This window comes from Pseudomonas sp. 2VD (assembly GCF_005503585.1).
In the GTDB taxonomy this organism is placed as follows: domain Bacteria; phylum Pseudomonadota; class Gammaproteobacteria; order Pseudomonadales; family Pseudomonadaceae; genus Pseudomonas; species Pseudomonas aeruginosa.
Window position 1 is genome coordinate 15531 of the sequence record NZ_SCND01000013.1, and the last position, 23241, is coordinate 38771.

General features: G+C 66.4%; 29 protein-coding genes and 1 tRNA gene. 12 read left to right on the forward strand and 18 right to left on the reverse strand.

All coding sequences use genetic code 11. From position 1 onward, the window contains the following. Nucleotides 1-7: 7 nt before the first annotated feature. Nucleotides 8-1123 carry an AAA family ATPase gene (locus tag FFS27_RS02615; RefSeq protein WP_021265098.1) on the reverse strand — a complete coding sequence of 372 codons (1116 nt, stop codon included), beginning with the start codon at nt 1121-1123 and terminating at the stop codon, nt 8-10. A gap of 82 nt (nt 1124-1205) precedes the next feature. After that, the gene (locus tag FFS27_RS02620) at nt 1206-2246 is read right to left on the reverse strand and encodes an aliphatic amidase (RefSeq protein ID WP_021265099.1); all 1041 of its coding nucleotides are present in this window, start codon (nt 2244-2246) and stop codon (nt 1206-1208) included. A 736-nt stretch (nt 2247-2982) separates the two neighbouring features. On the opposite strand from FFS27_RS02620, the gene FFS27_RS33155 reads away from it, so the two are divergent. The 4 genes from FFS27_RS33155 to FFS27_RS02655 are packed head-to-tail and all read left to right on the forward strand — an operon-like array spanning nt 2983 to nt 7080. Next, nucleotides 2983-4209 (forward strand): hypothetical protein, encoded by a 1227-nt coding sequence (locus tag FFS27_RS33155; protein ID WP_153575227.1) that lies wholly within the window; start codon nt 2983-2985, stop codon nt 4207-4209. After that, a complete protein-coding gene (locus FFS27_RS02645; protein ID WP_003130268.1) occupies nt 4206-5318 on the forward strand; it encodes an aKG-HExxH-type peptide beta-hydroxylase in 1113 nt (370 codons plus the stop codon). Before FFS27_RS33155 ends, FFS27_RS02645 begins: the two co-directional genes overlap by 4 nt. After that, nucleotides 5299-6489, forward strand: coding sequence for a SagB/ThcOx family dehydrogenase (locus FFS27_RS02650; RefSeq protein WP_003130266.1), 1191 nt, complete (start codon nt 5299-5301; stop codon nt 6487-6489). The genes FFS27_RS02645 and FFS27_RS02650 overlap by 20 nt, the downstream gene beginning before the upstream one ends. Nucleotides 6490-6492: 3 nt before the next feature. Further along, nucleotides 6493-7080 carry a JmjC domain-containing protein gene (locus tag FFS27_RS02655; protein ID WP_003130264.1) on the forward strand — a complete coding sequence of 196 codons (588 nt, stop codon included), beginning with the start codon at nt 6493-6495 and terminating at the stop codon, nt 7078-7080. 24 nt (nt 7081-7104) lie between these two features. Here FFS27_RS02655 and FFS27_RS02660 read toward each other — a convergent pair whose 3' ends face one another. Both FFS27_RS02660 and FFS27_RS02665 read right to left on the reverse strand, forming a co-directional pair. Next, on the reverse strand, nt 7105-7572 hold the full coding sequence (locus FFS27_RS02660) for a GNAT family N-acetyltransferase (RefSeq protein ID WP_023100893.1): 468 nt from the start codon (nt 7570-7572) through the stop codon (nt 7105-7107). Nucleotides 7573-7702: 130 nt separating this feature from the next. After that, nucleotides 7703-7777 (reverse strand) — tRNA-Arg (locus tag FFS27_RS02665). Nucleotides 7778-7954: 177 nt separating this feature from the next. On the opposite strand from FFS27_RS02665, the gene FFS27_RS02670 reads away from it, so the two are divergent. The 4 genes from FFS27_RS02670 to FFS27_RS02685 all read left to right on the forward strand — a co-directional run bounded on the left by FFS27_RS02670 (nt 7955) and on the right by FFS27_RS02685 (nt 9416). Next, nucleotides 7955-8473: a GNAT family N-acetyltransferase gene (locus FFS27_RS02670; RefSeq protein WP_003091762.1), complete on the forward strand. Its 519-nt coding sequence runs from the start codon at nt 7955-7957 to the stop codon at nt 8471-8473. A gap of 192 nt (nt 8474-8665) precedes the next feature. Next, complete coding sequence (locus tag FFS27_RS02675; RefSeq protein WP_023100892.1) at nt 8666-8944, forward strand: hypothetical protein; 279 nt, start codon at nt 8666-8668, stop codon at nt 8942-8944. 88 nt (nt 8945-9032) lie between these two features. Then, nucleotides 9033-9179 (forward strand): hypothetical protein, encoded by a 147-nt coding sequence (locus FFS27_RS02680; RefSeq protein ID WP_003091766.1) that lies wholly within the window; start codon nt 9033-9035, stop codon nt 9177-9179. Between the two features lie 51 nt (nt 9180-9230). Continuing rightward, nucleotides 9231-9416, forward strand: a complete 186-nt coding sequence (locus FFS27_RS02685; RefSeq protein ID WP_003091768.1) for a PA3371 family protein — start codon at nt 9231-9233, stop codon at nt 9414-9416. A 26-nt stretch (nt 9417-9442) separates the two neighbouring features. On the opposite strand, the gene phnP is transcribed toward FFS27_RS02685, so the two are convergent. The 13 genes from phnP to phnC form a co-directional block, all read right to left on the reverse strand. Next, nucleotides 9443-10213 (reverse strand): phosphonate metabolism protein PhnP, encoded by a 771-nt coding sequence (phnP, locus tag FFS27_RS02690; RefSeq protein WP_003109294.1) that lies wholly within the window; start codon nt 10211-10213, stop codon nt 9443-9445. Further along, a complete protein-coding gene (gene phnN / locus FFS27_RS02695) occupies nt 10204-10761 on the reverse strand; it encodes a phosphonate metabolism protein/1,5-bisphosphokinase (PRPP-forming) PhnN (protein WP_003109293.1) in 558 nt (185 codons plus the stop codon). Before phnN ends, phnP begins: the two co-directional genes overlap by 10 nt. Next, complete coding sequence (locus FFS27_RS02700) at nt 10761-11924, reverse strand: alpha-D-ribose 1-methylphosphonate 5-triphosphate diphosphatase (RefSeq protein ID WP_137951930.1); 1164 nt, start codon at nt 11922-11924, stop codon at nt 10761-10763. Before FFS27_RS02700 ends, phnN begins: the two co-directional genes overlap by 1 nt. Continuing rightward, a complete protein-coding gene (gene phnL, locus FFS27_RS02705; protein ID WP_003098702.1) occupies nt 11914-12630 on the reverse strand; it encodes a phosphonate C-P lyase system protein PhnL in 717 nt (238 codons plus the stop codon). The genes FFS27_RS02700 and phnL overlap by 11 nt, the downstream gene beginning before the upstream one ends. 49 nt (nt 12631-12679) lie before the next feature. Further along, the gene (gene phnK, locus FFS27_RS02710; protein ID WP_003091781.1) at nt 12680-13495 is read right to left on the reverse strand and encodes a phosphonate C-P lyase system protein PhnK; all 816 of its coding nucleotides are present in this window, start codon (nt 13493-13495) and stop codon (nt 12680-12682) included. Then, nucleotides 13492-14376 carry an alpha-D-ribose 1-methylphosphonate 5-phosphate C-P-lyase PhnJ gene (locus FFS27_RS02715; RefSeq protein WP_003091784.1) on the reverse strand — a complete coding sequence of 295 codons (885 nt, stop codon included), beginning with the start codon at nt 14374-14376 and terminating at the stop codon, nt 13492-13494. Before FFS27_RS02715 ends, phnK begins: the two co-directional genes overlap by 4 nt. Beyond that, nucleotides 14373-15473 (reverse strand): carbon-phosphorus lyase complex subunit PhnI, encoded by a 1101-nt coding sequence (locus FFS27_RS02720; protein ID WP_003091786.1) that lies wholly within the window; start codon nt 15471-15473, stop codon nt 14373-14375. Before FFS27_RS02720 ends, FFS27_RS02715 begins: the two co-directional genes overlap by 4 nt. Further along, the gene (gene phnH, locus FFS27_RS02725; protein WP_003138236.1) at nt 15473-16102 is read right to left on the reverse strand and encodes a phosphonate C-P lyase system protein PhnH; all 630 of its coding nucleotides are present in this window, start codon (nt 16100-16102) and stop codon (nt 15473-15475) included. Before phnH ends, FFS27_RS02720 begins: the two co-directional genes overlap by 1 nt. Then, nucleotides 16102-16560: a phosphonate C-P lyase system protein PhnG gene (gene phnG / locus FFS27_RS02730; protein WP_023100891.1), complete on the reverse strand. Its 459-nt coding sequence runs from the start codon at nt 16558-16560 to the stop codon at nt 16102-16104. Before phnG ends, phnH begins: the two co-directional genes overlap by 1 nt. Nucleotides 16561-16569: 9 nt before the next feature. Beyond that, nucleotides 16570-17292 (reverse strand): phosphonate metabolism transcriptional regulator PhnF, encoded by a 723-nt coding sequence (phnF, locus tag FFS27_RS02735; RefSeq protein ID WP_003091792.1) that lies wholly within the window; start codon nt 17290-17292, stop codon nt 16570-16572. 20 nt (nt 17293-17312) lie between these two features. Then, on the reverse strand, nt 17313-18107 hold the full coding sequence (gene phnE, locus FFS27_RS02740) for a phosphonate ABC transporter, permease protein PhnE (RefSeq protein ID WP_003091793.1): 795 nt from the start codon (nt 18105-18107) through the stop codon (nt 17313-17315). Nucleotides 18108-18174: 67 nt separating this feature from the next. Continuing rightward, nucleotides 18175-19179 (reverse strand): phosphonate ABC transporter substrate-binding protein, encoded by a 1005-nt coding sequence (gene phnD, locus FFS27_RS02745; protein ID WP_003091795.1) that lies wholly within the window; start codon nt 19177-19179, stop codon nt 18175-18177. Nucleotides 19180-19231: 52 nt separating this feature from the next. Beyond that, the gene (gene phnC, locus FFS27_RS02750; protein ID WP_003109291.1) at nt 19232-20068 is read right to left on the reverse strand and encodes a phosphonate ABC transporter ATP-binding protein; all 837 of its coding nucleotides are present in this window, start codon (nt 20066-20068) and stop codon (nt 19232-19234) included. 360 nt (nt 20069-20428) lie between these two features. Here phnC and amrZ point away from each other — a divergent pair, with 360 nt between their 5' ends. The 4 genes from amrZ to tsaA all read left to right on the forward strand — a co-directional run bounded on the left by amrZ (nt 20429) and on the right by tsaA (nt 22890). Further along, nucleotides 20429-20755, forward strand: coding sequence for a transcriptional regulator AmrZ (gene amrZ, locus FFS27_RS02755; RefSeq protein WP_003091802.1), 327 nt, complete (start codon nt 20429-20431; stop codon nt 20753-20755). 153 nt (nt 20756-20908) lie between these two features. Then, nucleotides 20909-21274 carry a DUF2784 domain-containing protein gene (locus FFS27_RS02760; RefSeq protein WP_003109290.1) on the forward strand — a complete coding sequence of 122 codons (366 nt, stop codon included), beginning with the start codon at nt 20909-20911 and terminating at the stop codon, nt 21272-21274. Nucleotides 21275-21371: 97 nt separating this feature from the next. Further along, nucleotides 21372-22142: a 3-oxoacyl-ACP reductase RhlG gene (rhlG, locus tag FFS27_RS02765; protein ID WP_021265106.1), complete on the forward strand. Its 771-nt coding sequence runs from the start codon at nt 21372-21374 to the stop codon at nt 22140-22142. A 52-nt stretch (nt 22143-22194) separates the two neighbouring features. Beyond that, on the forward strand, nt 22195-22890 hold the full coding sequence (gene tsaA, locus FFS27_RS02770) for a tRNA (N6-threonylcarbamoyladenosine(37)-N6)-methyltransferase TrmO (RefSeq protein WP_003109288.1): 696 nt from the start codon (nt 22195-22197) through the stop codon (nt 22888-22890). 6 nt (nt 22891-22896) lie between these two features. Here the strand turns inward: tsaA and FFS27_RS02775 are convergent, their stop codons facing one another. Next, nucleotides 22897-23199: a putative quinol monooxygenase gene (locus FFS27_RS02775; protein WP_021265108.1), complete on the reverse strand. Its 303-nt coding sequence runs from the start codon at nt 23197-23199 to the stop codon at nt 22897-22899. Between the last annotated feature and the right edge of the window lie 42 nt (nt 23200-23241).

A 23241-nucleotide genomic window follows, 5' to 3' on the forward strand; every position in this document is an offset into this window, starting at 1 on the left:
CTGTCGCTCAGCGCCGCACGAAGCGAACCCGCTCGTGCTCCAGGCTCGCCAGGTAGGTCGTGCAGTTCCCGTCGCCCGGCTGGTGGTGGTCGAGCAGATGCTCGGCCAGCGGTACCTCGAGATGATGACGGACGCTGCGGCGCAACGCACGGGCGCCGAACTGCCGGTCGAAGCCGGCGCGGGCGATCTTCGCCAGCACCTCCGGGGTCGCCTCCAGGCGGCAGCGATGCTTCTCCAGGCGCCGGTTGAGCCGCTGCACCTCCAACTCGACCAGGCGCGCGACGACGTTGCGTTCGATCCAGTTGAAGGTGACCACGCTATCGAGACGATTGACGAACTCCGGCGAGAAGGTCTTCAGCAGCCGGGCCCGGACCATCCCGTCGATGTCCCGCCGCCGGCGTTCGCCGCCGACCGGCAGCAGGCGCCAGGGCAGGCGCTGGCGACGCTCGTCGTAGCGCTGGATCTCATGGGCGCAGAGATTGCTGGTCATGAACACCAGGGTATTGCGGAAATGGTAGGTGCGTTCGCCGGAAGCGACCCGCAGCAGGCCGTTGTCGAGCACGTTGAGCAACGTATGGACCACTTCCGGGCTGGCCTTCTCCAGTTCGTCGAAGAGAACGATGCCGGGGCGCCCGGGACTGCCGTCCAGCGTGTCCTGCTCCAACAGGGTGGTGCCCTCCTTCGCCCCGACGTAGCCCGGCGGCGCACCGGTGAGGGCGGCGGCATAGTGCTCCTGGGACAGGGTGTTCATGTCCACCCGGCAGAACCCCTCGGCGTCGCCGTGCAGGGCCCTGGCCAGGGCGCGCACGATCTCGGTCTTGCCGACCCCGGTGGGGCCGAGGAACAGCGCGCTGAACAGCGGACGGCGCGGGTCGGCGATGTCCGCGCGAACCACCTTGAGCATGTCCTCGACGGCCTGTAGCGCCGATTCCTGGCCGAGTACCTCGGCGCGCAGGCAGTCCATCACCGCCGCCGGGTCGAAACGGAAGCGGCTGTGCAGGGCGCTGCGGTGACTCAGGTGGGCCTGGAGCAGACTCGCCTCGGCGAGATTCTCCCGCGCCAGGGCCTGTTCCTCGTCCTGCTGCCGGCGGGACTGGTCGAGCATGTCGCTCAGAAAAGGCATGGATGAAACTCCTTCTGCCACAGGGGGAAATGGCGGAGACGGCGTGCCGCGCGACGGCACGCCGGGCTGGCGGCGTCTGCCGTCAGGCCTCCTTCTCCAGTCCCTCGTAGGGCAGCCGGCCGACCGGGCATTGCGCCACGCCGGTGGACGAGCGGGTCAGTCGCTCGACATTGTCGCGCGCCTTCTCGGCGTCGGTGACCCAGGTGCGGTAGAACTCGAACGGACACTCCGCCAGGCCCCGGTCACCGTCGCCGGACGCCTGCAAGCCGCTGTAGCCGCGGTGGAGGATCTTGAACAGGTGGTTCTGCGACTGATCGTTGGCGCGCGCATCGCGGATCTGCGAAAGCGACAGCTGGGCGTACTGGATACCCATTTCCTCCTCGCCGCACTCGCCCAGGGTACGGCCGTCGAAGCCGATGATCGCCGAGTGGCCGAAGTAGGAATACACGCCGTCGAAGCCGGCGGCGTTGGCCACCGCCACATAGCAGTTGTTGGCCCAGGCCATGGCCTTGGCCATCATCACCTGCTGGTCCTTGGCCGGGTACATGTAGCCCTGGCAGCGCACGATCAGCTCGGCGCCCTTCATCGCGCAGTCGCGCCAGATTTCCGGGTAGTTGCCGTCGTCGCAGATGATCAGGCTGATCTTCATGCCCTTCGGCCCTTCGCTGACGTAGGTCTGGCCACCGGGATACCAGCCCTCGATGGGGCACCAGGGAATGATCTTGCGGTACTTCTGGACGATCTCGCCGTTGTTGTCGATCAGCACCAGGGTGTTGTACGGCGCCTTGCGCGGATGCTCCTCGTGCCGTTCGCCGGTGAGGGAGAATACGCCCCAGACATTGGCCTTGCGGCAGGCGCGGGAGAATATCTCGGTTTCCTCGCCGGGGATCGCCACCGCGGTTTCCATCATCTCCGCCGGATCGTACATGATGCCCTGCAGGCTGTACTCGGGGAACACCACCAGGTCCATGCCGGGCAGGCCCTGCTTCATGCCGACGATCATGTCGGCGATCTTCCGGGCGTTGTCCAGGACCTCCGCCGCGGTGTGCAGGCGCGGCATCTTGTAGTTGACCACCGCCACTCCGACGGTGTCGTTGCTGCTGGAAATATCGCCGTGACGCATGGGTATCACCTCTTGTTGTTATTTTTTCGGGACGAAAAAAGGCCCTCCCGGGTAACCCCGGGAGAGCCCATTTGCTCTGTGCGTATGCGTTAGGTTCGGTCCCGCGACATCGACGCTGATGCGCATGACCTGATGGCGGACATATAAGCCCCGCCGGAAAGGGCTGTCAAGAGCTGTGAGCGCTATGCAATCGACCACGGACGCCGCCATGGGCGACGAACGGTACGCCTACGAAGGTTCCGCGACGCCCCGGCGACAGTTCCTTTTTTCTGCAATTTCCCCCCCGTCCTGTGAAAACGGCAGCCGACGGCAGAGTGGAAATACCGCCGCCGCCGATCACTCGAACGCAATAACCTTTCGCATGAAATCTAATCGCGAAATGTCAATTCCCTGGAGCTTGCAGGCCCCAATGGCGTGGGCTAATCCGAAATACATCACAGGATGTTGATCACCGACGGTGAGGAAAATGATTTCCAGCTTGCTATCCCGCGCACTGCTCGATCCGAAGCTGGCCCATGCCCTGGCGTCGGCGCCCGAGGATGCCATTCGCTCGGCAGAGCACGAAATCTCTTCGGACGATCTGCAATTTCTCTCATCCATCGATAGCGCACTGCTCGCCCGCGCAGCCGAGCGTCTCGAGCACCTGCTAAAGCCCGATTCACCCAACCGGAGTCCTTCGACACGAACGTTGAAGGACTTCGTCTATCTGGTCAGCCAGCAAAAAGGAGCGACGAACATGCTAGAGGATCTGGTGGCACTACTCGACCAGCAGCAACAACAAGGAGGAGCGCAGGCACTGAAGAACCTTGCGTCTCTACTTGACCAACAACAGCAGCAGAAAGGCCGGCAGCTCCTTCAGGACCTGGCCGCCGTCCTCGACCAGCAGCAACAGCAGGGAGGCCGCAACCTGCCGAACCTGGCCGCGCTGCTCGACCAGCAGCAACAGCAGAAGGGCCGGCAGTTCCTCCAGGACCTGGCGGCGGTCCTCGACCAGCAGCAACAGCAGGGAAGCCGCAACCTGCAGGACCTCGTCGCGCTGCTCGACCAGCAGCAACAGCAAGGAGGCCGCAACCTGCAGGACCTCGCCGCGTTGCTCGACCAGCAGCAACAGCAGAAAGGCCGCAACCTGGCCGCGCTACTCGACCAGCAACAACAGCAGAAGGGCCGGCAGTTCCTCCAGGACCTGGCCGCTGTCCTCGACCAGCAACAACAGCAGGGAAGTCGCAACCTGCAGGACCTCGTCGCACTGCTCGACCAGCAACAACAGCAAGGAGGCCGCAACCTGCAGGACCTCGCCGCGCTGCTCGACCAGCAGCAACAGCAGGGAAGCCGCAACCTGCAGGACCTCGTCGCGCTGCTCGACCAGCAGCAACAGCAAGGAGGCCGCAACCTGCAGGATCTCGCCGCGTTGCTCGACCAGCAGCAACAGCAGAAAGGCCGCAACCTGGCCGCGCTACTCGACCAGCAACAACAGCAGAAGGGCCGGCAGTTCCTCCAGGACCTGGCCGCTGTCCTCGACCAGCAACAACAGCAGGGAAGTCGCAACCTGCAGGACCTCGTCGCACTGCTCGACCAGCAACAACAGCAAGGAGGCCGCAACCTGCAGGACCTCGCCGCGCTGCTCGACCAGCAGCAACAGCAGAAGGGCCGGCAGTTCCTCCAGGGCCTGGCCGCTATCCTCGACCAGCAGCAACAGCAGGGAGGCCGCAACCTGCAGGACCTCGCCGCGTTGCTCGACCAGCAACAACAGCAGAAGGGCCGACAGCTCCTCCAGGACCTGGCCGCGGTCCTCGACCAACAGCAACAGCAGGGAGGCCGCAACCTGCAGGACCTCGCCGCGTTGCTCGACCAGCAGCAACAGCAGAAAGGTCGACAGTTCCTCCAAGGCTTGGCCGCTATCCTTGACCAACAACAGCAACAGGGAAGCAAACAACTAGCCAATCTGAAGGGTGAGTCTCAATGAGTCCGGGCACCGACCGCCCCTGGAACTCGGCATTCCAGCCCGACAGGGGGCTCGGGGCTTTCCACTCGCTGCGCAAGGCCATCCTTGCGCAGCGTACCCAGCTGGGTCTCGATGCCCTGAAACAATGCGACGAAGTGCTGAGGACGGCACAGGAGCCTGGCCTCCCCGAGCCGCTGCTCAATCTCCGGGAGGGGGAAGGAGGATCTACGCTCGTCTTCGATGATCCCGTCTATTCGATCTGGCTGCGTTTTTTCCTCCGCGCATCGGCCAACAGGCGCACGGAAGAACTCATCCGCCATATATCGAAACTTCCCTCGGTACTGCAGGACGTCGAGCGTCGACTCACAGGCAAGGCCAACCTCTACGTCCCCGGCAGCGCGATCGCACTCCAGCGCGAGGATCTGCATCCCTATGTCATGAAAGCGACACCGCCAACCTATGATTTCAGTCGTGCCCCCTCCTCCTCCGGAGAAGAAGGACGCACCATCGGCCATCCGTTGAGAATGCAAGCCGGCCTTCTCGGCAGCGCCCTGAAGAACATCGAAACGGCCTGGCCCGAATTGCATGCGCAGATCGAGGAGTGCGTGCGCATCTTCGGCTACCTTCCGGATGCGGCATTTCGCAGTTGCTCGGCGGCGCGCTACTCCGGAATCGTCTACCTGGGCAACATGGATGAATCACTTCTCGATCTTGAAGAGTCGATCGTCCATGAAACCGGACATCAGGTTCTTTACCAACTTGGAGAAATGACCAGGCTGACCCTCCCGCAGACACCGCTCGAGGCCAACTACGTGCTGCCGTGGTCCGGCTCGCGTCGTGATCTCTTCGGCTTCCTGCATGCCCATTACATCTACGCCCTACTGGTCAAGTACTACTGGCGCCGAGCAAACCTGGATGGACGGGAAGCGGCCGAATGCCGGGGCCGCGCGTTACTGATCCTGTCCGGCTGCCTGAAGGCGACCCCCATGCTGCAAGGAGACGCCAACCTGACGGAACAGGGAAGAATCATCGTCGAGCGGCTTGCCGAAGAACTCGCCGAACTGGATGGCGAAATTCGCGGACGGGTCCGGCACGAGCGGGAGAAAGCGAATGCAGAAGCGACAGGTTGAAACGGATGAGCCAGCCACCCTGCGGATCAGCGGCAACGCCCTGCATCTCTCGGACGGCGTGGGAGTAACGCTGCTCGACGATCAGATCGTCCTCGAGAACCGCGCCACTGGCGCCAGCAAAGCCTTTTCCAGGGAGGCGATACCGCTGCTGGATCTGTTCATGGACTGGATCGAACCCGACGATTTCGTCAGCCGGGCCTTCGAGCAGGGAGGCGAGGCGGAGTCTGTCAACAGAGCCATCGGCGTTCTGCACGATCTGCTGGAACTCGATGTGCTGACGGTGCGCGCCGAGGATCTGAGGGGAACCCGCCTGCGCGCCCCTGGTGCGGGCTGGGGCGACGCCATGCGCTTCCTGCTCGCAACACGGACGAGCAGGGAGACGATCTTCGCCCCACCCGCGGAGTTCAATGCCGCCCTGGCCGAGAAGGCAGCCGTCACGCGTCAGGCATCCGCCTTCATGGAATATCCGGCGGCACCGTTCAGTCCATTGAGCGAACCACGCATGACGGCCTCCAGAGGAGAACCCTCGTTCCCGAAAACCATGCTGAACAGGAGGACGGCTCGCCGATACGCGGACCATCCCCTCACCGAAGCCCAGTTGTCCAGCCTGCTCAAGTTCGCCTGGGGCATGATCAAGAGCGTACCCAACCCTCTCGGCGACGTGTTCGTCCGCAAGACCTCGCCGAGCGGCGGCTCGTTACATCCGGTCGAAGTCTATCCGATCGTCCTCAACGTCGACGGCATCGAGAGAGGGATCTACCACTATTCCGTTCGCCGCCACGGCCTGGAGCGCCTGTGGACGGGGGATGCACACGAGTGGATCGCCAAGGCCTGCGGAGACCAGGAATGGGTTCGGGAAGCCGCCGTCATCTTTCTCTGCTCCGCGTTCCTTCCGCGCACGGCCTGGAAATACGACTTTTCGCGCGTCGCCCGGGCCGTGATGGCCGAGATCGGCTTCAGCGGGCAATCGCTTCTGCTCACCGCGTCATGGCTAGGCCTTGGCGCCTTCACCACCATTGCCCTGCGCGATGAACTGTTCGAGGACCTGCTCGGCTTCGACCCTCTGCGCGAACCGGTATTCGCCGTCTTCGGAGTCGGTGCCCTGGAACCGGACATCGTCGACCATTCGCGTCCTCGAACGGAAAACCAGGACGAAGCGGGCGCCCTGTAGAAGATGGACATCGTGCATTCCCATGGACACGACCCGGGCGTACTCGATCCCCGGACCGATCGCCTGTTCGTCGTCGCGCTCAGCCAAAGCCCAGCCAAGGTCATGCTGCGCGCGGCGGATGGCGCGCACCTGGAAATAGCGCTGCCGGCAAGCGGAGCTCCGGACAGACCGGCCGGGACGCGCTGCTACATGAATCTGGAACGCACGGTGGTGGAGCTTCGCGAACGCTTGAAGCCGCGTGATTGCGGCGCGGCGGTGATCGATCGGGTCAACGCCTATATCTCTCCGCCAGGATGCGGAGCGCCGCTGCATTTCGACATTCGTACCGTATGGATCGTGCAACTGTTCGGCTGCAAGACCTGGAGGCTGGGCGACAAGCCCGCGGTGGAACAGCCAAGCCACAACTGCGTCCTGCCCAATGGCGAGCGCCACGTCATCTACGACGGGCGGGAGCTCGAGGCGCCGACGCGGATGCGAACCTATAACCTGTTTCCGGGCGACTGGCTTCTGGTGCCAAAGGGCGTATGGCACGAAACGACAACGACCGCAGGCTCCGTGTCGGCCACCCTCGCGGCGCCGGAAGGCAGCTAGCCGACGCCTGCTGGGAGGATGTCCTCACCGGGTCGTCATCGGCAGACGCGTCACACCGTGCTCGGTGGTCACCGGACCGCTCGCCACGAAACCGAACCTCTGGTAGACCGGCACAGCCCCCAGCGCCGCGCTGACAGTGAAGACACCCGAATATCCCGCCTCGAGACAAGCTTCGCGCGCACGTGCCCAGAGGGCACGCGCCAGCCCCTGGCCCTGGGCCTCTTCCGCGACGAATAGCATGAGCAGATGATGGTCGTCGCGAGTGGCGACGACGCCAAGCATATTCCCCCGCTCCTCGGCGACGAAATAGCGGCAGGTTCCACGCATACCCTCCAGGATTCGCGGAGTGCCAAGGGCTCGCTGAAGGAAACGCCGCCCCTGTGGAGGGAAATCACGGGCAACATGCTCGCGAGTCAGCCGGCGTACGAACGCGCCGATCATCTCTGCGTCCTCCACCCGGGCCAGGCGAATATTCACCCGATTGGCAGACATGCCCGCCCTCCCGTCGGTCGTCGGCAAACCATGTTTCCACAGTATTGCCCAGGCGACGCCGGCCTGCCATGCCGGCAGGCCGGACAGCGCAGGCATGGCGCCTGGAGGGAGGCAAGGTAAAGAAAGAAGGTGGCGTCCCCGACAGGAATCGAACCTGTACCGACCCCTTAGGAGGGGGCCGTTCTATCCATTAAACTACGAGGACGAATCGCGCCGGTGCTTTTTGCCATGCCGGCTTTCGACAGAAAGACCATCTCCATCGGAGTCCAGCGGCGCAATGCACGATGCGCTGACGGGGCGGCATGTTAACGGCAGAGAAAGCGTTTGTCATGCCACTGCCACCAAGGCTGCGCATAATTTTCCGCAACCCTGGAGGTGCAGCATGAACCAGACCGTCGCCATTCCCGCCGCACAGGACCTGCCGGACGCCCCGCGCCAGCCGCGGATACCGGACTCCCCCTTCGCCAGCTTCGATGTGCGGATCGCCAGCGAGCACGACGCGCCGCGCCTGTCGTTGCTGCTACAGCAACTCGGTAGCGCCGATCCGCGCCCGGACCCGGCGTTGCTGGCCATCCAACTGCAACGACCGCGCGGCGACCGGGTCACCCTGGTGGCCGAGCGCGGCGAGCGCCTGCTCGGCACCTGCACCCTGCATCTGATCGAACACCTGGCGCACGATTTCGCCCGCTCGGCGATTCTCGAAGACATGGTGGTCGACCGCCACGCCCGCGGCCAGGGCGTAGGCCGCGAGCTGATCGGCCGGGCCGTGGAGCGCGCGCGCAGTTGGGGCTGCTACAAACTGGCGCTTTCCAGTCACCAGGACCGGGAAACCGCGCAGCGCTTCTATGCCGCGCTAGGGTTCACCAGCCACGGCGTAAGCCTGGCGCTGCATCTGGGCTGACAGCATCATGCATTTTGCAACCGGCAAAATGCCCATCCGTGCAAAGTGCATGCGAGAGAGTCTCGGACACATATATAATTCATTGATTTAAAAGGATTTTTTATAGAAAAAAGTTGGCACAACCGCTGCTACAAGACCCTCAGGATCAAACCTTGGCCATCTGCCTGGCAAAGCTACGAAATGGAGGTGAACATGAGCAGCTCACGCAACCTGGTCGGCACCGGACTTCTTTCCCTGCTGGCTCTCGTAGTCTTCCAGAACAGCGCACTGGGCGACGAGGACAGGACGCAGGAACGCAACGGCGAAAAGCCGGTAGTGCTGGACAGCAACGCAACACCGCAGTGGGCACCCGCTGCGCAGCGACTGGTGATCCAGGCGCCCGACGAATCCCCGCGCATCGTCACCGTAGGCGAGGACGAGCGCGGCACGGCGCTGGTGACCGCGGCCGACGAACAGGCCTGGACATTCTGACGAAGCAAGCGCCGGGAGACCGGCATCCAACGACGCTACACCGCCGCACAGGTCCCCGGGATGCTGGCGGGCGGAAGGGAGAAAGAACATGTGGATCCTGGCTTTGCCGCTGACCGCCCTGGCCCTTTCGGTCGGCGTCTACGGGCTGCTCTGGCTGATAGAGCGCGGAGGAGACGAATATCCAGCGAAGCTTCCGCTGAGCGACAAGGGCGCCACGGAACCTCGGCGCCACTGAACCGGCACAAGGAACAGCGAGCCCGACGGAGAGGGCTCCGGGAGTGAAACCATGTCACGATCCGCCGTCATTCTTCTGTTCGTGGTGATCGCCAGCGCGATCCTGGCGCTGAGCCTGCCGCCCGATGCCACCCTCCTCGCCTGGTGCGCCTGGGGACTGCTGGGCATATCCGGCGCCTGGCTGCTGTTTGCCCTGGTGGTAGGTCGGCGAATCCGCTTCGATCCCAGCCTGGACTGATTTCGCCCACAACGCCTTGCCGGGCGCTACAGCGGCAGGCACATGCCGTCGTGTGCCAGTTCCACCCCCTCGGGCAACGCAGCGGGGTGGTCCAGCAGCCAGGCGTCCAGCGCATGCCCGACGTGAGTCAACACGGCCCGCCGGGGACGCAGCGATTCGATGCACTCCAGTGCCCGCGTCAGGTCGTTGTGGTTGCGCGGCGGCCGCTCCTGCGGCGGCATCGAGCAGTCCAGCACCAGCAGGTCCAGCGGCGCCGCGAGCAATCGCGAGGCGCTGTCCGCCGGCAGCCCGACGGTATCGGTGAGGTAGGCCAGACGCCGTATCGTTCCCTCCTCGGAAGCCCCCTCCAGCAAGTAGCCGAAGGTCGGCTTCGAGTGGACCAGCGGTAGCGCGGTCGCCGCCAACGCGCCCCACTGGCGCCGCTCGAAGGCGCCGAAGGGCTGGCTGAAATCGAGGATGCCCGGATGCTTGTAGAGGTCGGCGAGGCCCTCCGGGTCGGCCGGGCCATGCACCGGGATCACCAGGCCCTGACCCCAGCGCAGGTGCAGCAGGCCTTGGGCGTGGTCGGCGTGGTAATGGGTCTGGAGGATGCCGTCGAGGCTATGGGGCGGGAAGCGCTCGCAGAGATCGACCAGGCCGCTGTCGATCAGCCAGCGCTGGCCGGCGCACTCCAGCAGCGCGCTACAGGGACGGCGACGCAGGCCGGCGTCGGCGCGCGCGTTGCGACAGGCCGGGCAATCGCAACCGTAGACCGGCACCTGGCGGGCATCGCCGGTGCCGAGCAGGGTCAGGCGCATGCGCGGTCGCTGCCGAGACGGGCCAGGAGGCTGCGTAGCGTGTCGTCGAGGTCACCGGAGTTGTCCAGTTGGAACAGCGGGCCCTCCAGGCCGGCGGCGAACTCGGCGTTGCGCGCCAGGCGCGCCTCGATTTCCTCGGGGCTTTCCCGGCCGCGCGCCAGCAGGCGCTGGCGCAGCACCTCGGGTTTCACCCCGAGCAGGACCGCGAGCAGATCCGGATAGCGCCGGCGGGCCTGCGCCAGGTAGCCGCGCGAGCCGTTCACCAGCACGTCGTAGCCCTGCGCCAGCCACTCGTCGATCTGCACCGGAATGCCATAGCAAAGGCCGTTGGCGCGCCAGCTCATGGCGAACGCCGAGGCCCGCTCGAGGGTGTCGAACTGCGCCGGGGTCACCGCCTGGGCGTCCTCCCCCACCGCTTCCGCGGAGCGCGTGATCACCCGCCGCACGATACGGCAGCCGCGCAGCGCCAGGGGCTCGCGCGCGGCCTGCAACAGGCTGTCCTTGCCCGAGCCGGAAGGCCCCATCAGATAAATCAGTCTGCCTGTCATCAGAACACTCTCTGCCCGCCGCGCCAGACCTGGCGCACCACCGGCTGGTTGTTGCCGAGCGCCCGCGCCTGCAGCAGATCGGCGCGCAGGCCGACGCGGATTTCGCCACGATCGGTCAGCCCGGCGGCCAGCGCCGGGGTACGGCTGACCATCGCCACCGCGCGCGGCAGGTCGTAGCGGATCGCATCATACTCGCTGTGCTCGCCGGCGAGCAGCAAGGCCGCATGCAGCAGGCTGGCCGGATAGTAGTCGCTGGAAAGGATATCCAGCACGCCGATTCCCGCCAGTTGCGCCGCCGCCACGTTGCCCGAGTGGGACCCGCCGCGGACCACGTTGGGCGCGCCCATCAGCACCTGCAGGCCATGCTCGTGGCTGGCCCTGGCGGCCTCCACGGTGGTCGGGAACTCGGCGATGGCCATGCCGTAGCCGGCCGACTCGCGGACATGCGCGAGGGTCGCGTCGTCATGGCTGGCCACCGACAGGCCGCGTCCCTGGCAGACATCGACGATGGCCGCACGGGCGGCGTCGCTGTAGCGCTCGGAGTTGGCTACCTGCTCGACGATGAAGGCGTCCATCTCGGCATCGCTCAGGTGGTACTTGCCCTGGTAGTACTCGCGGTACTTCTCCAGCCTGGCGAACTGGCGCTGGCCGGGGGCGTGGTCCATCACCGAGACCAGTTGCACCAGCGGATGCTCGACCAGTTCGCGGAACACCTCCAGCGTCTGCGGATGGCTGACCTCGCAACGCAGGTGCAGGCGATGGTCGGCGCGCGCGTCGCCGCTGGCGGCGGCTTCGCCGATGGCCTCGAGCATCTTCGGCAACTGCTGCATGCGCTTGCCCTTGGGGTTGACGTCGCCGATGGACAGCGCGTCGAACACCGTGGTGATCCCCGCGGCGACGATCTGCGCGTCGTGCGCCAGCACCGCCGAGGCCGACGGCCAGTCGACGCCGGGACGCGGGGTCATGTGCTTCTCCAGGTTGTCGGTGTGCAGCTCGACCAGGCCGGGCAGCAGGTAGTCGCCCCCCAGGTCCGCGGCCCCGGCCAGGTGGCTGCGGCCTTCGTCGACCGCGGCGATCAGGCCGTCGCGCAGCAGCACGCTGCCGACGAAGACCCGCTCGGCGCTGACTACCCGGGCATTGCTGAGAACGCGTTCAGACGACATGGGCTTGCTCCTGGCGGGAAAGCTCCTGGCTCATGTCCAGGTAGCGGCTGGCCACCGCCTCGCGGGCGGCGCGGTCGTGGAAGATGCCGATCAACGCGGCGCCGGCGGCCTTGGCTTCGCCGATCAGTTCCAGCACTACCTGGCGGTTGGCTTCGTCGAGGGACGCGGTCGGCTCGTCGAGCAGCAGGATCGGCCACTCGACCATGAAGCCGCGGGCAATGTTGACGCGTTGCTGCTCGCCGCCGGAAAAGGTGCCCGGCGCCAGTTGCCAGAGGCGTTCCGGGATGTTCAGCCGGGCCAGCAGGCTGCGCGCCCGCAGTTCGGCGCTGTCGCGGCTCCAGCCACGGGCCAGGGCCGGCTCCATGACCACGTCGAGGGTCGCCACCCGCGGGATCACCCGCAGGAACTGGCTGACGTAGCCGAGGGTCTGGCGGCGCACGGCGAGCACCTCGCGAGGCTCGGCGCCGACCAGTTCCAGCCAGTCGCCGGCGTGGCGCAGGCGGATGCTGCCGCCGGCCGGCAGGTAGTTGCCGTAGAGCGTGCGCAGCAGGGTGCTCTTGCCGGCGCCGGAGCGTCCGTGGAGCACCAGGCATTCGCCGCCGGCGACATTGAAGTTGAGCCCGCGCAGCACATTGAGCACTACGCCCTGTTGCTGGTGCAGGGTGAAGGTCTTGCTGAGGTCGCGGACCTCGATCAGGTTGTTCATCGCTACTTCTCCGGGCGCCCGTCGCGCGGACCGGCGCCGACGCTTCGGCTCAGGGTTGCAGGACCGACGACACCAGCAATTGCGTGTACGGATGCTGCGGGTCGTCGAGAATCTGGTCGGTGAGACCGGCTTCCACCACCCGCGAACGGCGCATGACCATCAGGCGGTCGGCGAGCAGGCGCGCCACCGCCAGGTCGTGGGTGACGATCACCACCGCCAGGTCCAGCTCGCGCACCAGGCCGCGCAGCAGGTCGAGCAGGCGCGCCTGCACCGACACGTCGAGGCCGCCGGTGGGTTCGTCCATGAACACCAGGCGTGGCGCCGAGACCAGGTTGCGGGCGATCTGCAGGCGCTGCTGCATGCCGCCGGAAAAGGTTCGCGGCAGGTCGTCGATGCGCAGCGGATCGATCTCCACCTGTTCCAGCCAGTCCAACCCGGCCTGGCGCAGCCGACCGTAGTGGCGCACGCCCTGGGCCATCAGCCGTTCGCCGATGTTGGCGCCGGCGGACACGCCCATGCGCAGGCCGTCGCGCGGGTTCTGCTCGACGAAGCCCCACTCGGTGCGCAGCAGGGTGCGCCGCTCGGCTTCGCTGGCGGCGTAGAGGTCCAGCCAGCGGTCGCCGTCGTCGCGGTAGGCGACCGTGCCGGCGTCCGGCGGGCAGCGCCCGGAGAGCAGCGAGAGCAGGGTCGACTTGCCCGAGCCGGACTCGCCGACGATGCCCAGCACTTCGCCGGGGTAGAGATCGAAGTCGACCTCCTGGCAGCCCTTTTCCGGCCCGTACAGGCGGGTCAGGCCGCGCACCGAGAGCAGCGGCCGGTCGCGTGCGTCGAGGCTCGCATCGATGGATTCGCAGACCGCGTTCATTGCGCGTCCTCCCCTTCTTCCTGGCGGGCACGCCGCTGCGTGCAGTAATCGGTGTCGGAACAGACGAAGCGCTTGCCGCCACGGTCGTCGACGATCAGTTCGTCCAGGTAGGACTCGTGGCTGCCGCAGAAGGCGCAGCTTTCCTCCCAGCGCTGGACCTCGAAGGGGTGGTCCTCGAAATCCAGGCTCGCCACCCGGGTGAACGGCGGCACCGCGTACAGGCGCTTCTCGCGACCGGCGCCGAACAGCATCAGCGCCGGGTTCATGTCCAGCTTGGGGTTGTCGAACTTGGGAATCGGCGAGGGATCCATCACGTAGCGCTCGTCCACCGTCACCGGGTAGGCATAGCTGGTGGCGATGTGGCCGAAGGTGGCGATGTCCTCGTAGAGCTTCACGTGCATCACCCCATAGTCGTTGAGCGCATGCATGGTCCGGGTCTCCGCCTCGGAAGGCTCGATGAAGCGCAGCGGCTCGGGGATCGGCACCTGGTAGACCATGATCTGCTCGCCGCTCAGGGCGGTTTCCGGTATCCGGTGGCGGGTCTGGATCACCGTCGCCTCCGGGGTCCGTTCGGTGGTGGCGACCCCGGCGGTACGGGCAAAGAAACGCCGGATGGATACCGCGTTGGTGGTGTCGTCGGCGCCCTGGTCGATCACCTTGAGCACGTCGTCGGCACCGAGGATGGCCGCGGTCACCTGCATGCCGCCGGTGCCCCAGCCGTAGGGCAGCGGCATCTCGCGGCCGCCGAAGGGCACCTGGTAGCCGGGGATCGCCACCGCCTTGAGCAGGCCGCGGCGGATCATGCGCTTGGTCTGCTCGTCGAGGTAGGCGAAGTTGTAGCCCTGCTCCGGCGCGGCGCTGGCTTGCGGGGAAAGGCTCATGCGCGCTTCTCCTGGACAGTGGGTTGCGCGGATTCGGCGACGCCGGGACGACGCAGCTTGCGAATCAGCTCCAGCTCGGACTGGAAATCGACGTAGTGCGGCAGCTTCAGGTGCGAGACGAAGCCACCGGCCTCGACGTTGTCGCAGTGCATCAGGACGAACTCTTCCTGCTGCGCCGGCGACACCACCTCCTCGCCGTATTCCTCGGCGCGCAGGGCGCGGTCGACCAGGGCCATGCCCATCGCCTTGCGCTCGGCGTAGCCGAAGGCCAGGCCGTAGCCACGGGTGAATTGCGGCAGCTCCTCGCGGGAACCGACGAACTGGTTGACCATCTCGCACTCGGTGACCTCGATCTCGCCCACCGGCACCGCGAAGCCCAGTTCCTCGGGCTCCAGCCAGACCTCGCAGGCGCCGATGCGGATCTCCCCGGCGAACGGATGGTTGCGGCCGTAGCCGCGCTGGGTCGAATAGCCCAGGGCGAGAAGGAAGCCCTCGTCGCCGCGTGCCAAGGCCTGCAGGCGCTGGGCGCGGCCGGTGGGGAAGTCGAGCGGCTCGCGGGTGATATCCGGCACCGCGCCGGGCAGTTCGTACTCCGGCGTCATCAGGCCTTCCCGGTCGAGCAGGCCGAGCACGCGCGGACAAGGCTCCAGGGACGCGCCCCGCTCCACTTCGGGGCCGGGGTAGTCGCCCTCGGCGAGCAGGCTGAAGTCGAGCAGGCGATGGGTATAGTCGAAGGTCGGACCGAGCAGTTGCCCGCCCGGCAGGTCCTTGTAGGTCGCCGAGATCCGTCGTTGCAGGCGCATCCCGGCGGTGTCCAGCGGCAGGCTGGCGGCGAAGCGCGGCAGCGTGGTGCGGTAGGCGCGGAGAAGGAAGATCGCTTCCATCAGGTCGCCGGCCGCCTGCTTGATCGCCAGTGCCGCCAGTTGCTCGTCGTACAGCGAACCTTCGGTCATCACCCGCGACACGGCCAGCGGCATCTGCTGGCGGATCTGCTCCACCGACAGCTCCGGCAGCGCGGTATCGCCGCGGCGCTTGCGCGCCAGCAGGCGATGGGCGTTGTCGATGGCCTTCTCGCCACCCTTGACGGCTACGTACATCAGGCCACCTCCTCGACGGGTTCGCTGACCCGGGTACTGCGTGGCAGGCCGAGGATGCGCTCGCCGGCGGCGAAGAAGGCATCCAGGCCCCTGGGGAATTCGGTGCGTGCGGCGCGCTGCGCCCAGAACCCGGCGCTCACCGGCAACGCCACCTGGCGCACCTCGGCGATACCCGGTCCGCGCCACTCCAGCGAGTCGCCACCATCGAGGCCGGCGAGCTGGATCAGCAGGGTGCAGGACTGGTCCGGATAACGGTCGCTGCCGCTGTCGAAGCCGCTCAGGTCGTCCAGCTCGCCTTCGTCGAGCAAGGCGAACAGCGCCTGCTCGCGCTCGGCGACGATCGGGCAGCCGCAATGGAACGCCAGGTTGGCGCGCAACGTCGGGCTGTCGAGACCCGGCGCCAGCCACAGCGGGGTGTCGGAGTCGAGGAAGCTCAGGCACAGCGCGTAGCTGGCCGGTTGCAACGCGGCCAGCGCCGGTGCGCGGTCGAGGTTGCGTACCAGCCCCGGTTCGGCGAGGGCCTTGAGCGCCGCGCGGAAACTCCGCTGGGCGTCCAGGACCGGGTCCTGGAACGCCGGTTGCAATAGCGCGGCGGTATCCGCCGGGCTGGGAAGCGAAGCGCTGGTCATCAATCTTCTCCTCGGACCAGGGTGAAGAACTCCACCTTGGTAGTGGCGATTTCCGCCTCCTGGGCGGCACGGCGCTCGGCCTGGGTACGGGCCAGCGGTTCGATCAGGCGCGCCTGCCAGGCCGCCGCATCGGCGCCCTGCAGGTGCGCGTCGGCCAGGGCGGCCAGTTCGGCGTGGCGCTTGTCGCGCCCGGCGACATAGCTGTAGCCGGTACGTCCGTCAGCGAGGCGGACCACGCAGCGGGTCACGGTCATCTCGCCGAGGTTGAACGGGCTGCCGGTGCCACCCATGCGTCCGCGCACCAGGGTCATGCCGGTCTCGGCGGCGCGCAGCAGGTGATAGTCGGCATCGCGCAGGGCGTCCGCATGGGCGTCCAGCTCCTCGCGACGGGCGCGGGCGAGCACGCCCATCCAGCGCTGTCGTGCGTCGATGGTGGGATCGGAATGCAAGGCGGTCATGGGCTTCTCCTAGGGGGCGACCTGGTACTGGAAGCGATCGGCGCGGCTGATCGACTGGGCCAGTTCCACCGGTTGGCCGGTACGGTCGCGGGACAGGGTGAGGACGGTGAGCAACGGCGCATGGCGGGGCATCAGCAGGCGCGCCGCCTCCTCGCGGTTGGGCAGGCGCGCACCGATCAGGCTGTAGGTGCGGGTCAGCGGCAGGCCTTTGTCGGCCAGGTAGCGACGCAGCGAACCGCCCTGGTAGTCGGCGAGCAGCTCGCTGCGGGAAACGGCGTAGCAATGGCGGATCAGGCTCACCGGCTGGCCGTCGAGGTAACGCAGGGTGGTCAGTTCCAGCACCCGCCCGCCCTCGCCGATCCCCAGGTGGGTGGCCTCGGCGGCGCCGGCCGGACGCTGGCGCGCCTCCAGCAGCCGGGCCTCGACCCGGTGGCCCTGGGCCGAGAGCGACTCGGTGTAGGCGTTGGCGGCGCCCATCGGGTAGATCGTCGGCGCCTCCAGGACCTGGGTGCCCTTGCCCTGGCGCCGCAGCACGCGGCCTTCGAGCACCAGTTCGTCGAGCGCCCGGCGCAGGGTATGGCGGTTCACCGCGAAGCGCTGGGCCAGCTGGATCTCGCCGGGCAGGTAGTCGCCGGGGCGGTAGGCCAGCAGTTCCTGGCGCAGCCGTTCGGCCAGTTCGCGGTACAGCGGTTCGCTTTGTCTAGACAAGTGCATGGTTTGGAAAGGGCGCACCAGGCGCCCTCCTCGCGTCGTCAGATGAACAGCTTGCGCAGGCGTTGTGACAGAACGTCGATCAGGCTCACCACCACGATGATGACGATCAGCACGGCGCAGGTCTGGCCGAACTGGAAGCCGCGGATGGCCTCCCAGAGGATCACGCCGATGCCGCCGGCGCCGACCATCCCGACCACGGTGGCGGAACGCACGTTGGACTCGAAGCGGTACAGCGAATAGGAGATCCACAGCGGCAGGACCTGCGGGATGACCCCGAAGATGACCTCCTGCAGGGCGCTGGCACCGGTGGCGCGGACGCCTTCGACCGGACCGGGGTCGATCGCCTCGACCGCCTCGGCGAAGAGCTTGGCGAGCACCCCGGTGGTGCTGATGAACAGCGCCAGCACGCCGGCGAACGGGCCCAGGCCGACAGCGACCACGAAGAGCATGGCGAAGACCATCTCGTTGATCGAACGGCAGGCATCCATCACCCGCCGCACCGGCTGGTAGACCCACCAGGGCACGATGTTCTCGGAGGCCAGGATCGACAGCGGGATGGCGCAGACGATGGCCAGCACCGTGCCCCAGAGGGCGATCTGCACGGTGACCAGCATCTCGCTGAGGTAGAGCTTCCAGTTGCCGAAGTCCGGCGGGAAGAAGTCGGCGGCGAAGGTCGCCATGTTGCCGGCGTCGCGGAACAGCACGGCCGGGTTCATTTCCGCGCCCTTCCAGGACCAGGCGAGGATGGCGAGGAACAGGCCCCAGCCGACCAGGCGTCCCCAGGATGGCTTGCCGGTGGCGGCCGCCGCGGCGGTGGTGCTCAGAGTGCTCATATCGGGAATCTCGACAGCGGTATTGGCGAATCGGGTGGGGCGCGGCGCCGGCCGCGCCCGGGGTGGATCAGCCGGCGTTGGCGGCGGTCTTCTGCTCGCGCTCGGCCATGCGTTTCTCCAGCTTGGCCAGCTCCTCGTCGAGGGCCTTCAGCTTGGCGGCCTTCTCCTCGGCGCCGAGGTTGGCGTTGTTCGCCACGTCGGTGCGCTGCTTGAACAGCTCGAGCTGGCGGATCGGCAGCAACTGGTCGTCGTCGGAGGGCTGGAACTTCGACCATTGCAGGTCGGCGAGGACCTTCTTCTGCTCGGCGTTGGCGCCGTACTTGAAGAAGAAGTCGCGCAGCTTGTTCTTCTGCTCGTCGCTCAGGTTGTTGCGCCACACCAGCGGGTCGCCCGGGATCAGCGGCGACTTCCAGATCACCTTGAGCTGCCTGGCCTTCTCCGGCTGGGTCAGTTCCAGGCGCTCCATGCCCTCGGTATTGAAGGTGGCGACGTCGACCTGCTTGTTGGCCACCGCCAGGGCGTTGACCTCATGGCTGGAGTTGAGGGTGCGCTTGAAGGCCTTGACCGGATCGACGTTGTTCTTGGCGAACACGTAGTAGCCGGGCACCAGGTAACCGGAGGTGGAGTTCGGATCGCCGTTGCCGAAGGTCAGGCTCTTGGCGTTCGCCAGCATGTCCTCGACGCTGTCGATCTTGCTGTCCTTGTTGGCGATCAGCAGGCTCCAGTAGCCCGGCGCGCCGCTGGCGGCGACGGTCTGGGCGAAGATCTCGCCGTGGGCGCGATCCACCGCTTCCATGGCGGCCTTGTTGCCGTACCAGGCGATGTCGACCTTGTCGAAACGCATGCCCTGGATGATCCCGGCGTAGTCGGGGGCGAAGAAGGCCTTCACCTGGTAGCCGGTCTGCTGGCTCATGTCCTTGAGGAAGGGCTCCCAGATGCTCTTGAGGTTCTGCGACGACTCGGTGGAGATGATCCCGAAATTGATCACCGGCTGGTCGGCGTGCGCCATCCCGGCAAGGGAGCCGGCGAGCAGGGCGGAAGCCGCGAGCACACGACTGAAGCGTTTCAACATGGAGAGAACTCCTGGGCAGGGTTTGGCGGGTTTTTATGCGGTTCGAATGACGTCAGGCGCGCGCGAGGGTCAGTTCCGGCTGGCTCTCCGCCCCGCGCCGGGCACGGTCGGAAAACAGCAACGGGGTATCCCCTTCGGCGCCGTAGAGTTCGTTGAGGAAGCCTTCGGAAAGGTGCTCGCTGCTGCCGTCGAAGAGGATCCGGCCGCCCTTCAGGGCCACCGCGCGCGGGCAATAGCGCAACGCGTAGTCGACCTGATGCAGGGTCACCACCACGGTCTTGCCGTCGTGGCGGTTGATGTCGGCGAGGATGTCCATCACCTTGCGCGCCGACTCCGGGTCGAGCGAGGCGATCGGTTCGTCGGCGAGAATCACCTCGGCCTTCTGGGTCAGGGCGCGGGCGATGGCTACGCGCTGCTGCTGGCCGCCGGAGAGGGTCGAGGCGCGCTGCCCGGCGAGATCGGCCAGGCCGACCCGCGCCAGCGCTTCCAGGGCCTGGCGCTTCTGCTCGGCGCTGAACAGCCCCAGCGAACCGCGCCAGCGCGGCATGCGACCGAGGAAGCCGAGCAGGACGTTGTCCAGCACGCTGAGGCGGTTGACCAGGTTGAACTGCTGGAAGATGTAGCCGATGTCGGCGCGCAGGCGGCGCACTTCGCCGCTCAGGCGACCGGACGCCTGCAGGCGGCGACCCAGCACGTCGATGCTGCCGCCGTTGTCGCGGTCGCAGCGGGCGAGCCCGGCGACGTGACGCAGGAGCGTGGATTTGCCGGAGCCGGATGCACCGATCAACGCCACCATCTCGCCCGCCTGGATCTCCAGCTTCAGGTTGAAAAGCGCCTGCTTGCGGGCAAAGGTCTTGTTCAGGCTGTCGACACGGATCACCGCGCTCATCGTTCTCCCCTCCAATCGGTTGCACGAAGACGCCAGCGGCGCCATCTGGTGTAGACCAAGATAGGAGGAGACTGTGTCAGACCGGTGAAGTGACGATGACAGTCGAGTGACAATCCATTGAACGACCGGTGGTCAGAAGGCCATCATCTAACCCCAGTAGAAAACTAGGCTTTTGTTGAATCGCTCGCATTTCAGATAGCTGGTACTGGCAAAACGCCGTCACGCAACGCACAATTGACGTCAACTAATTGTTGTTTCCGAAATAACAGACTGAACGGCTGGCGGAAATCGTGGTCATAGGCCCGAGAACAATGAACGCTTCCTCGGCACCGCTTTTCCCTGACTCTACAGGTTCAATGTATGCGCCCACTGAAACAGGCAACTCCTACCTACTCCAGCCGTACCGCTGACAAATTCGTCGTTCGTCTGCCCGAGGGCATGCGTGAGCAGATCGCAGAAGTCGCTCGCAGCCATCACCGCAGCATGAACTCCGAGATCATCGCCCGACTCGAGCAGAGCCTGCTCCAGGAAGGGGCGCTGCAAGACAATCTCGGTGTTCGCCTGGACAGCCCGGAACTCAGCCTGCACGAGCGCGAGCTGCTGCAGCGTTTCCGCCAGCTGACCCACCGTCAGCAGAACGCGCTGGTCGCCCTGATCGCACACGATGCGGAGCTGGCCCAGGCCTGAGCGCCGAAGCCCACGCGTAGCGCTTGAAATGGCCGGCATTCGCCGGCTTTTTCTTTATGGGTGGCCCAACCATGGGCGAGTAACCGCAAGGCGGTTATCCGCCGGCCCCTGTAGCGGTGGCGTTATCCCTCCAACGCCACGAGGGAGAGCCGAATGAGCTATCGCCTGGCCGCCGATGCCCTGGTCTGGCTGCACCTGGGCTTCATCCTGTTCGTCCTGTTCGGCGGCCTGCTGCCGTTGCGTTGGCCACGCCTGGCCTGGCTGCACCTGCCGGCGGTGGCCTGGGGCTGCGCCGTTGAGTTCCTCGGCCTGCCCTGTCCGCTGACCCCGCTGGAGAATCGTCTGCGCCGGGCCGCCGGGGACGCCGGCTACAGCGGCGGCTTCGTCGAGCACTACCTGTTGCCGCTGATCTATCCCGCCGGCCTGACCCCGACGGTGCAATGGATCCTTGGCGCCATCGTTCTGCTGGTCAACCTGATCGCCTACCTGTATCTGTGGCATCGCCGCGGTAGCCGCTGAGCCACGGATGCCACGTCATTCCGTACCTGGATAGTGCTGCGCCGGCAGCGAGGCGAATCGTAGGCTGGTCACCCCTGCCCAGCCCGGAGTGTTTCCCATGCATCCCTATTTCAGCCTCGCCGGTCGCGTCGCCCTGGTCACCGGCGGCAGCCGCGGCATCGGCCAGATGATCGCCCAGGGTCTTCTCGAAGCCGGCGCCCGCGTCTTCATCTGCGCACGTGACGCAGAGGCCTGCGCCGACACCGCCACACACCTCTCGGCCTACGGCGATTGCCAGGCGATCCCTGCCGACCTTTCCAGCGAAGCCGGTGCCCGGCGCCTGGCGCAGGCGCTCGGCGAACTCAGCGCGCGGCTGGATATCCTGGTGAACAACGCCGGCACCAGTTGGGGCGCAGCGCTGGAAAGCTATCCGGTGTCCGGCTGGGAAAAGGTCATGCAGCTCAATGTCACCTCGGTGTTTTCCTGCATCCAGCAACTGCTGCCGCTGCTGCGCCGCTCGGCCAGCGCGGAAAATCCGGCGCGGGTGATCAACATCGGCTCGGTGGCGGGCATCAGCACCATGGGCGAACAAGCCTATGCCTACGGGCCGAGCAAGGCCGCGCTGCATCAACTGTCGCGGATGCTGGCGAAGGAACTGGTCGGCGAGCACATCAATGTCAACGTGATCGCTCCCGGACGCTTCCCGAGCCGCATGACCCGTCACATCGCCAATGACCCGCAGGCACTGGAGGCGGACAGCGCGTCGATTCCCATGGGCCGCTGGGGTCGCCCGGAGGAGATGGCGGCGCTGGCGATCAGCCTGGCCGGCACCGCCGGCGCCTACATGACCGGCAACGTGATCCCCATCGACGGCGGTTTTCATCTCTGAGCGCCGCCAATCCGGGTAACATGACGCCCCCGACCGCTCGCCTCGTCCCGCCATGACCCACAGCGTTTCTCCCATCGGCTACATCCGCTCCTGCTTCATGGAGAAGTTCGCCATCCCGCGCCAGCCGCTGCTCGCGCCGGCGGCGCGGGGGACCCTGGAACTGCTGCCGCCGTTCGACCAGGCGGAAGCGCTGGAAGGCCTGGAGCAGGTCAGCCATGTCTGGCTGCTGTTCCTCTTCCACCAGGCCCTGGAAGACAAGCCGCGGCTGAAGGTGCGCCCGCCGCGCCTGGGCGGCAACCGCTCGCTGGGAGTCTTCGCCACCCGCGCCACCCATCGGCCGAACGGCATCGGCCAGTCGGTGGTGCGCCTGGAGGGCTTCGAAGCGGGGCGCCTGTGGCTGTCCGGGATCGACCTGCTCGACGGCACCCCGGTACTCGATATCAAGCCCTACGTACCCTACGCCGACGCCGTGGCCGACGCCCGCAACGGCATCGCCGACGCGCCGCCGCCGGGCATCGCGGTGGAGTGGAGCGAGCAGGCGCGGCGCCAGGCCCATGAGCACGGCCAGCGGTTGCGGCAGCCGGTGGCCGAGCTGATCGAGCAATGCCTGGCCCAGGACCCGCGTCCGGCCTACCAGAAGCCGGAGCCCGAGCGCCGCTACGGGGTGCGCCTGTGGGACCTCGACGTGCATTGGCACTACCCGCGCCCGGACCTGATCCGCGTGCTGGACGTCGCCCGCGGCGACTGAGCCTTCTCAGCGCAGCGGATTGAGCGCCAGCGCGTCGCTTTCGAAGACTTCCTGTTCGAGGATCAGCGGCTCGACCAACGGCCGGCTGTCGCGGAAATGCGCGGTGCGGGTGTGCGCCTCGTAGGCCGCGTCATCGCGATAGATCTCGTAGAGATAGACCAGGTCAGGGTCCTGTCGGTCGCGGGAAACGTCGAACACTAGGCAGCCGGGCTCGGTGGACACGGAAGCGGCGGCGTTGACCCGGATGGCATCGATGAAAGCTTCGGCGCAGCCGGGCCTGAGGCGGGTCTTGATAAAGATGCAGTACACGGAAACTTCCTTTTGTTTTAGATTTAAAAAATTATTGTATAC

Excerpts from the sequence above, each read along its gene's own strand:
- FFS27_RS02620 (WP_021265099.1), bottom strand. The coding sequence starts at position 2,246 with ATGCGTCACGGCGATATTTCCAGCAGCAACGACACCGTCGGAGTGGCG.
- FFS27_RS02670 (WP_003091762.1), top strand. The coding sequence starts at position 7,955 with ATGAACCAGACCGTCGCCATTCCCGCCGCACAGGACCTGCCGGACGCC.
- phnN (WP_003109293.1), bottom strand. The coding sequence starts at position 10,761 with ATGACAGGCAGACTGATTTATCTGATGGGGCCTTCCGGCTCGGGCAAG.
- FFS27_RS02700 (WP_137951930.1), bottom strand. The coding sequence starts at position 11,924 with ATGTCGTCTGAACGCGTTCTCAGCAATGCCCGGGTAGTCAGCGCCGAG.
- FFS27_RS02715 (WP_003091784.1), bottom strand. The coding sequence starts at position 14,376 with ATGAGCCTTTCCCCGCAAGCCAGCGCCGCGCCGGAGCAGGGCTACAAC.
- phnC (WP_003109291.1), bottom strand. The coding sequence starts at position 20,068 with ATGAGCGCGGTGATCCGTGTCGACAGCCTGAACAAGACCTTTGCCCGC.
- FFS27_RS02615 (WP_021265098.1), bottom strand. The coding sequence starts at position 1,123 with ATGCCTTTTCTGAGCGACATGCTCGACCAGTCCCGCCGGCAGCAGGAC.
- FFS27_RS02685 (WP_003091768.1), top strand. The coding sequence starts at position 9,231 with ATGTCACGATCCGCCGTCATTCTTCTGTTCGTGGTGATCGCCAGCGCG.
- FFS27_RS02675 (WP_023100892.1), top strand. The coding sequence starts at position 8,666 with ATGAGCAGCTCACGCAACCTGGTCGGCACCGGACTTCTTTCCCTGCTG.
- phnD (WP_003091795.1), bottom strand. The coding sequence starts at position 19,179 with ATGTTGAAACGCTTCAGTCGTGTGCTCGCGGCTTCCGCCCTGCTCGCC.
- FFS27_RS33155 (WP_153575227.1), top strand. The coding sequence starts at position 2,983 with ATGCTAGAGGATCTGGTGGCACTACTCGACCAGCAGCAACAACAAGGA.
- phnH (WP_003138236.1), bottom strand. The coding sequence starts at position 16,102 with ATGACCAGCGCTTCGCTTCCCAGCCCGGCGGATACCGCCGCGCTATTG.
- tsaA (WP_003109288.1), top strand. The coding sequence starts at position 22,195 with ATGACCCACAGCGTTTCTCCCATCGGCTACATCCGCTCCTGCTTCATG.
- phnL (WP_003098702.1), bottom strand. The coding sequence starts at position 12,630 with ATGAACAACCTGATCGAGGTCCGCGACCTCAGCAAGACCTTCACCCTG.
- FFS27_RS02680 (WP_003091766.1), top strand. The coding sequence starts at position 9,033 with ATGTGGATCCTGGCTTTGCCGCTGACCGCCCTGGCCCTTTCGGTCGGC.
- FFS27_RS02655 (WP_003130264.1), top strand. The coding sequence starts at position 6,493 with ATGGACATCGTGCATTCCCATGGACACGACCCGGGCGTACTCGATCCC.
- FFS27_RS02660 (WP_023100893.1), bottom strand. The coding sequence starts at position 7,572 with ATGTCTGCCAATCGGGTGAATATTCGCCTGGCCCGGGTGGAGGACGCA.
- phnG (WP_023100891.1), bottom strand. The coding sequence starts at position 16,560 with ATGACCGCCTTGCATTCCGATCCCACCATCGACGCACGACAGCGCTGG.
- FFS27_RS02720 (WP_003091786.1), bottom strand. The coding sequence starts at position 15,473 with ATGTACGTAGCCGTCAAGGGTGGCGAGAAGGCCATCGACAACGCCCAT.
- phnK (WP_003091781.1), bottom strand. The coding sequence starts at position 13,495 with ATGAACGCGGTCTGCGAATCCATCGATGCGAGCCTCGACGCACGCGAC.
- rhlG (WP_021265106.1), top strand. The coding sequence starts at position 21,372 with ATGCATCCCTATTTCAGCCTCGCCGGTCGCGTCGCCCTGGTCACCGGC.
- amrZ (WP_003091802.1), top strand. The coding sequence starts at position 20,429 with ATGCGCCCACTGAAACAGGCAACTCCTACCTACTCCAGCCGTACCGCT.
- FFS27_RS02650 (WP_003130266.1), top strand. The coding sequence starts at position 5,299 with ATGCAGAAGCGACAGGTTGAAACGGATGAGCCAGCCACCCTGCGGATC.
- FFS27_RS02645 (WP_003130268.1), top strand. The coding sequence starts at position 4,206 with ATGAGTCCGGGCACCGACCGCCCCTGGAACTCGGCATTCCAGCCCGAC.
- FFS27_RS02760 (WP_003109290.1), top strand. The coding sequence starts at position 20,909 with ATGAGCTATCGCCTGGCCGCCGATGCCCTGGTCTGGCTGCACCTGGGC.
- phnE (WP_003091793.1), bottom strand. The coding sequence starts at position 18,107 with ATGAGCACTCTGAGCACCACCGCCGCGGCGGCCGCCACCGGCAAGCCA.
- phnP (WP_003109294.1), bottom strand. The coding sequence starts at position 10,213 with ATGCGCCTGACCCTGCTCGGCACCGGCGATGCCCGCCAGGTGCCGGTC.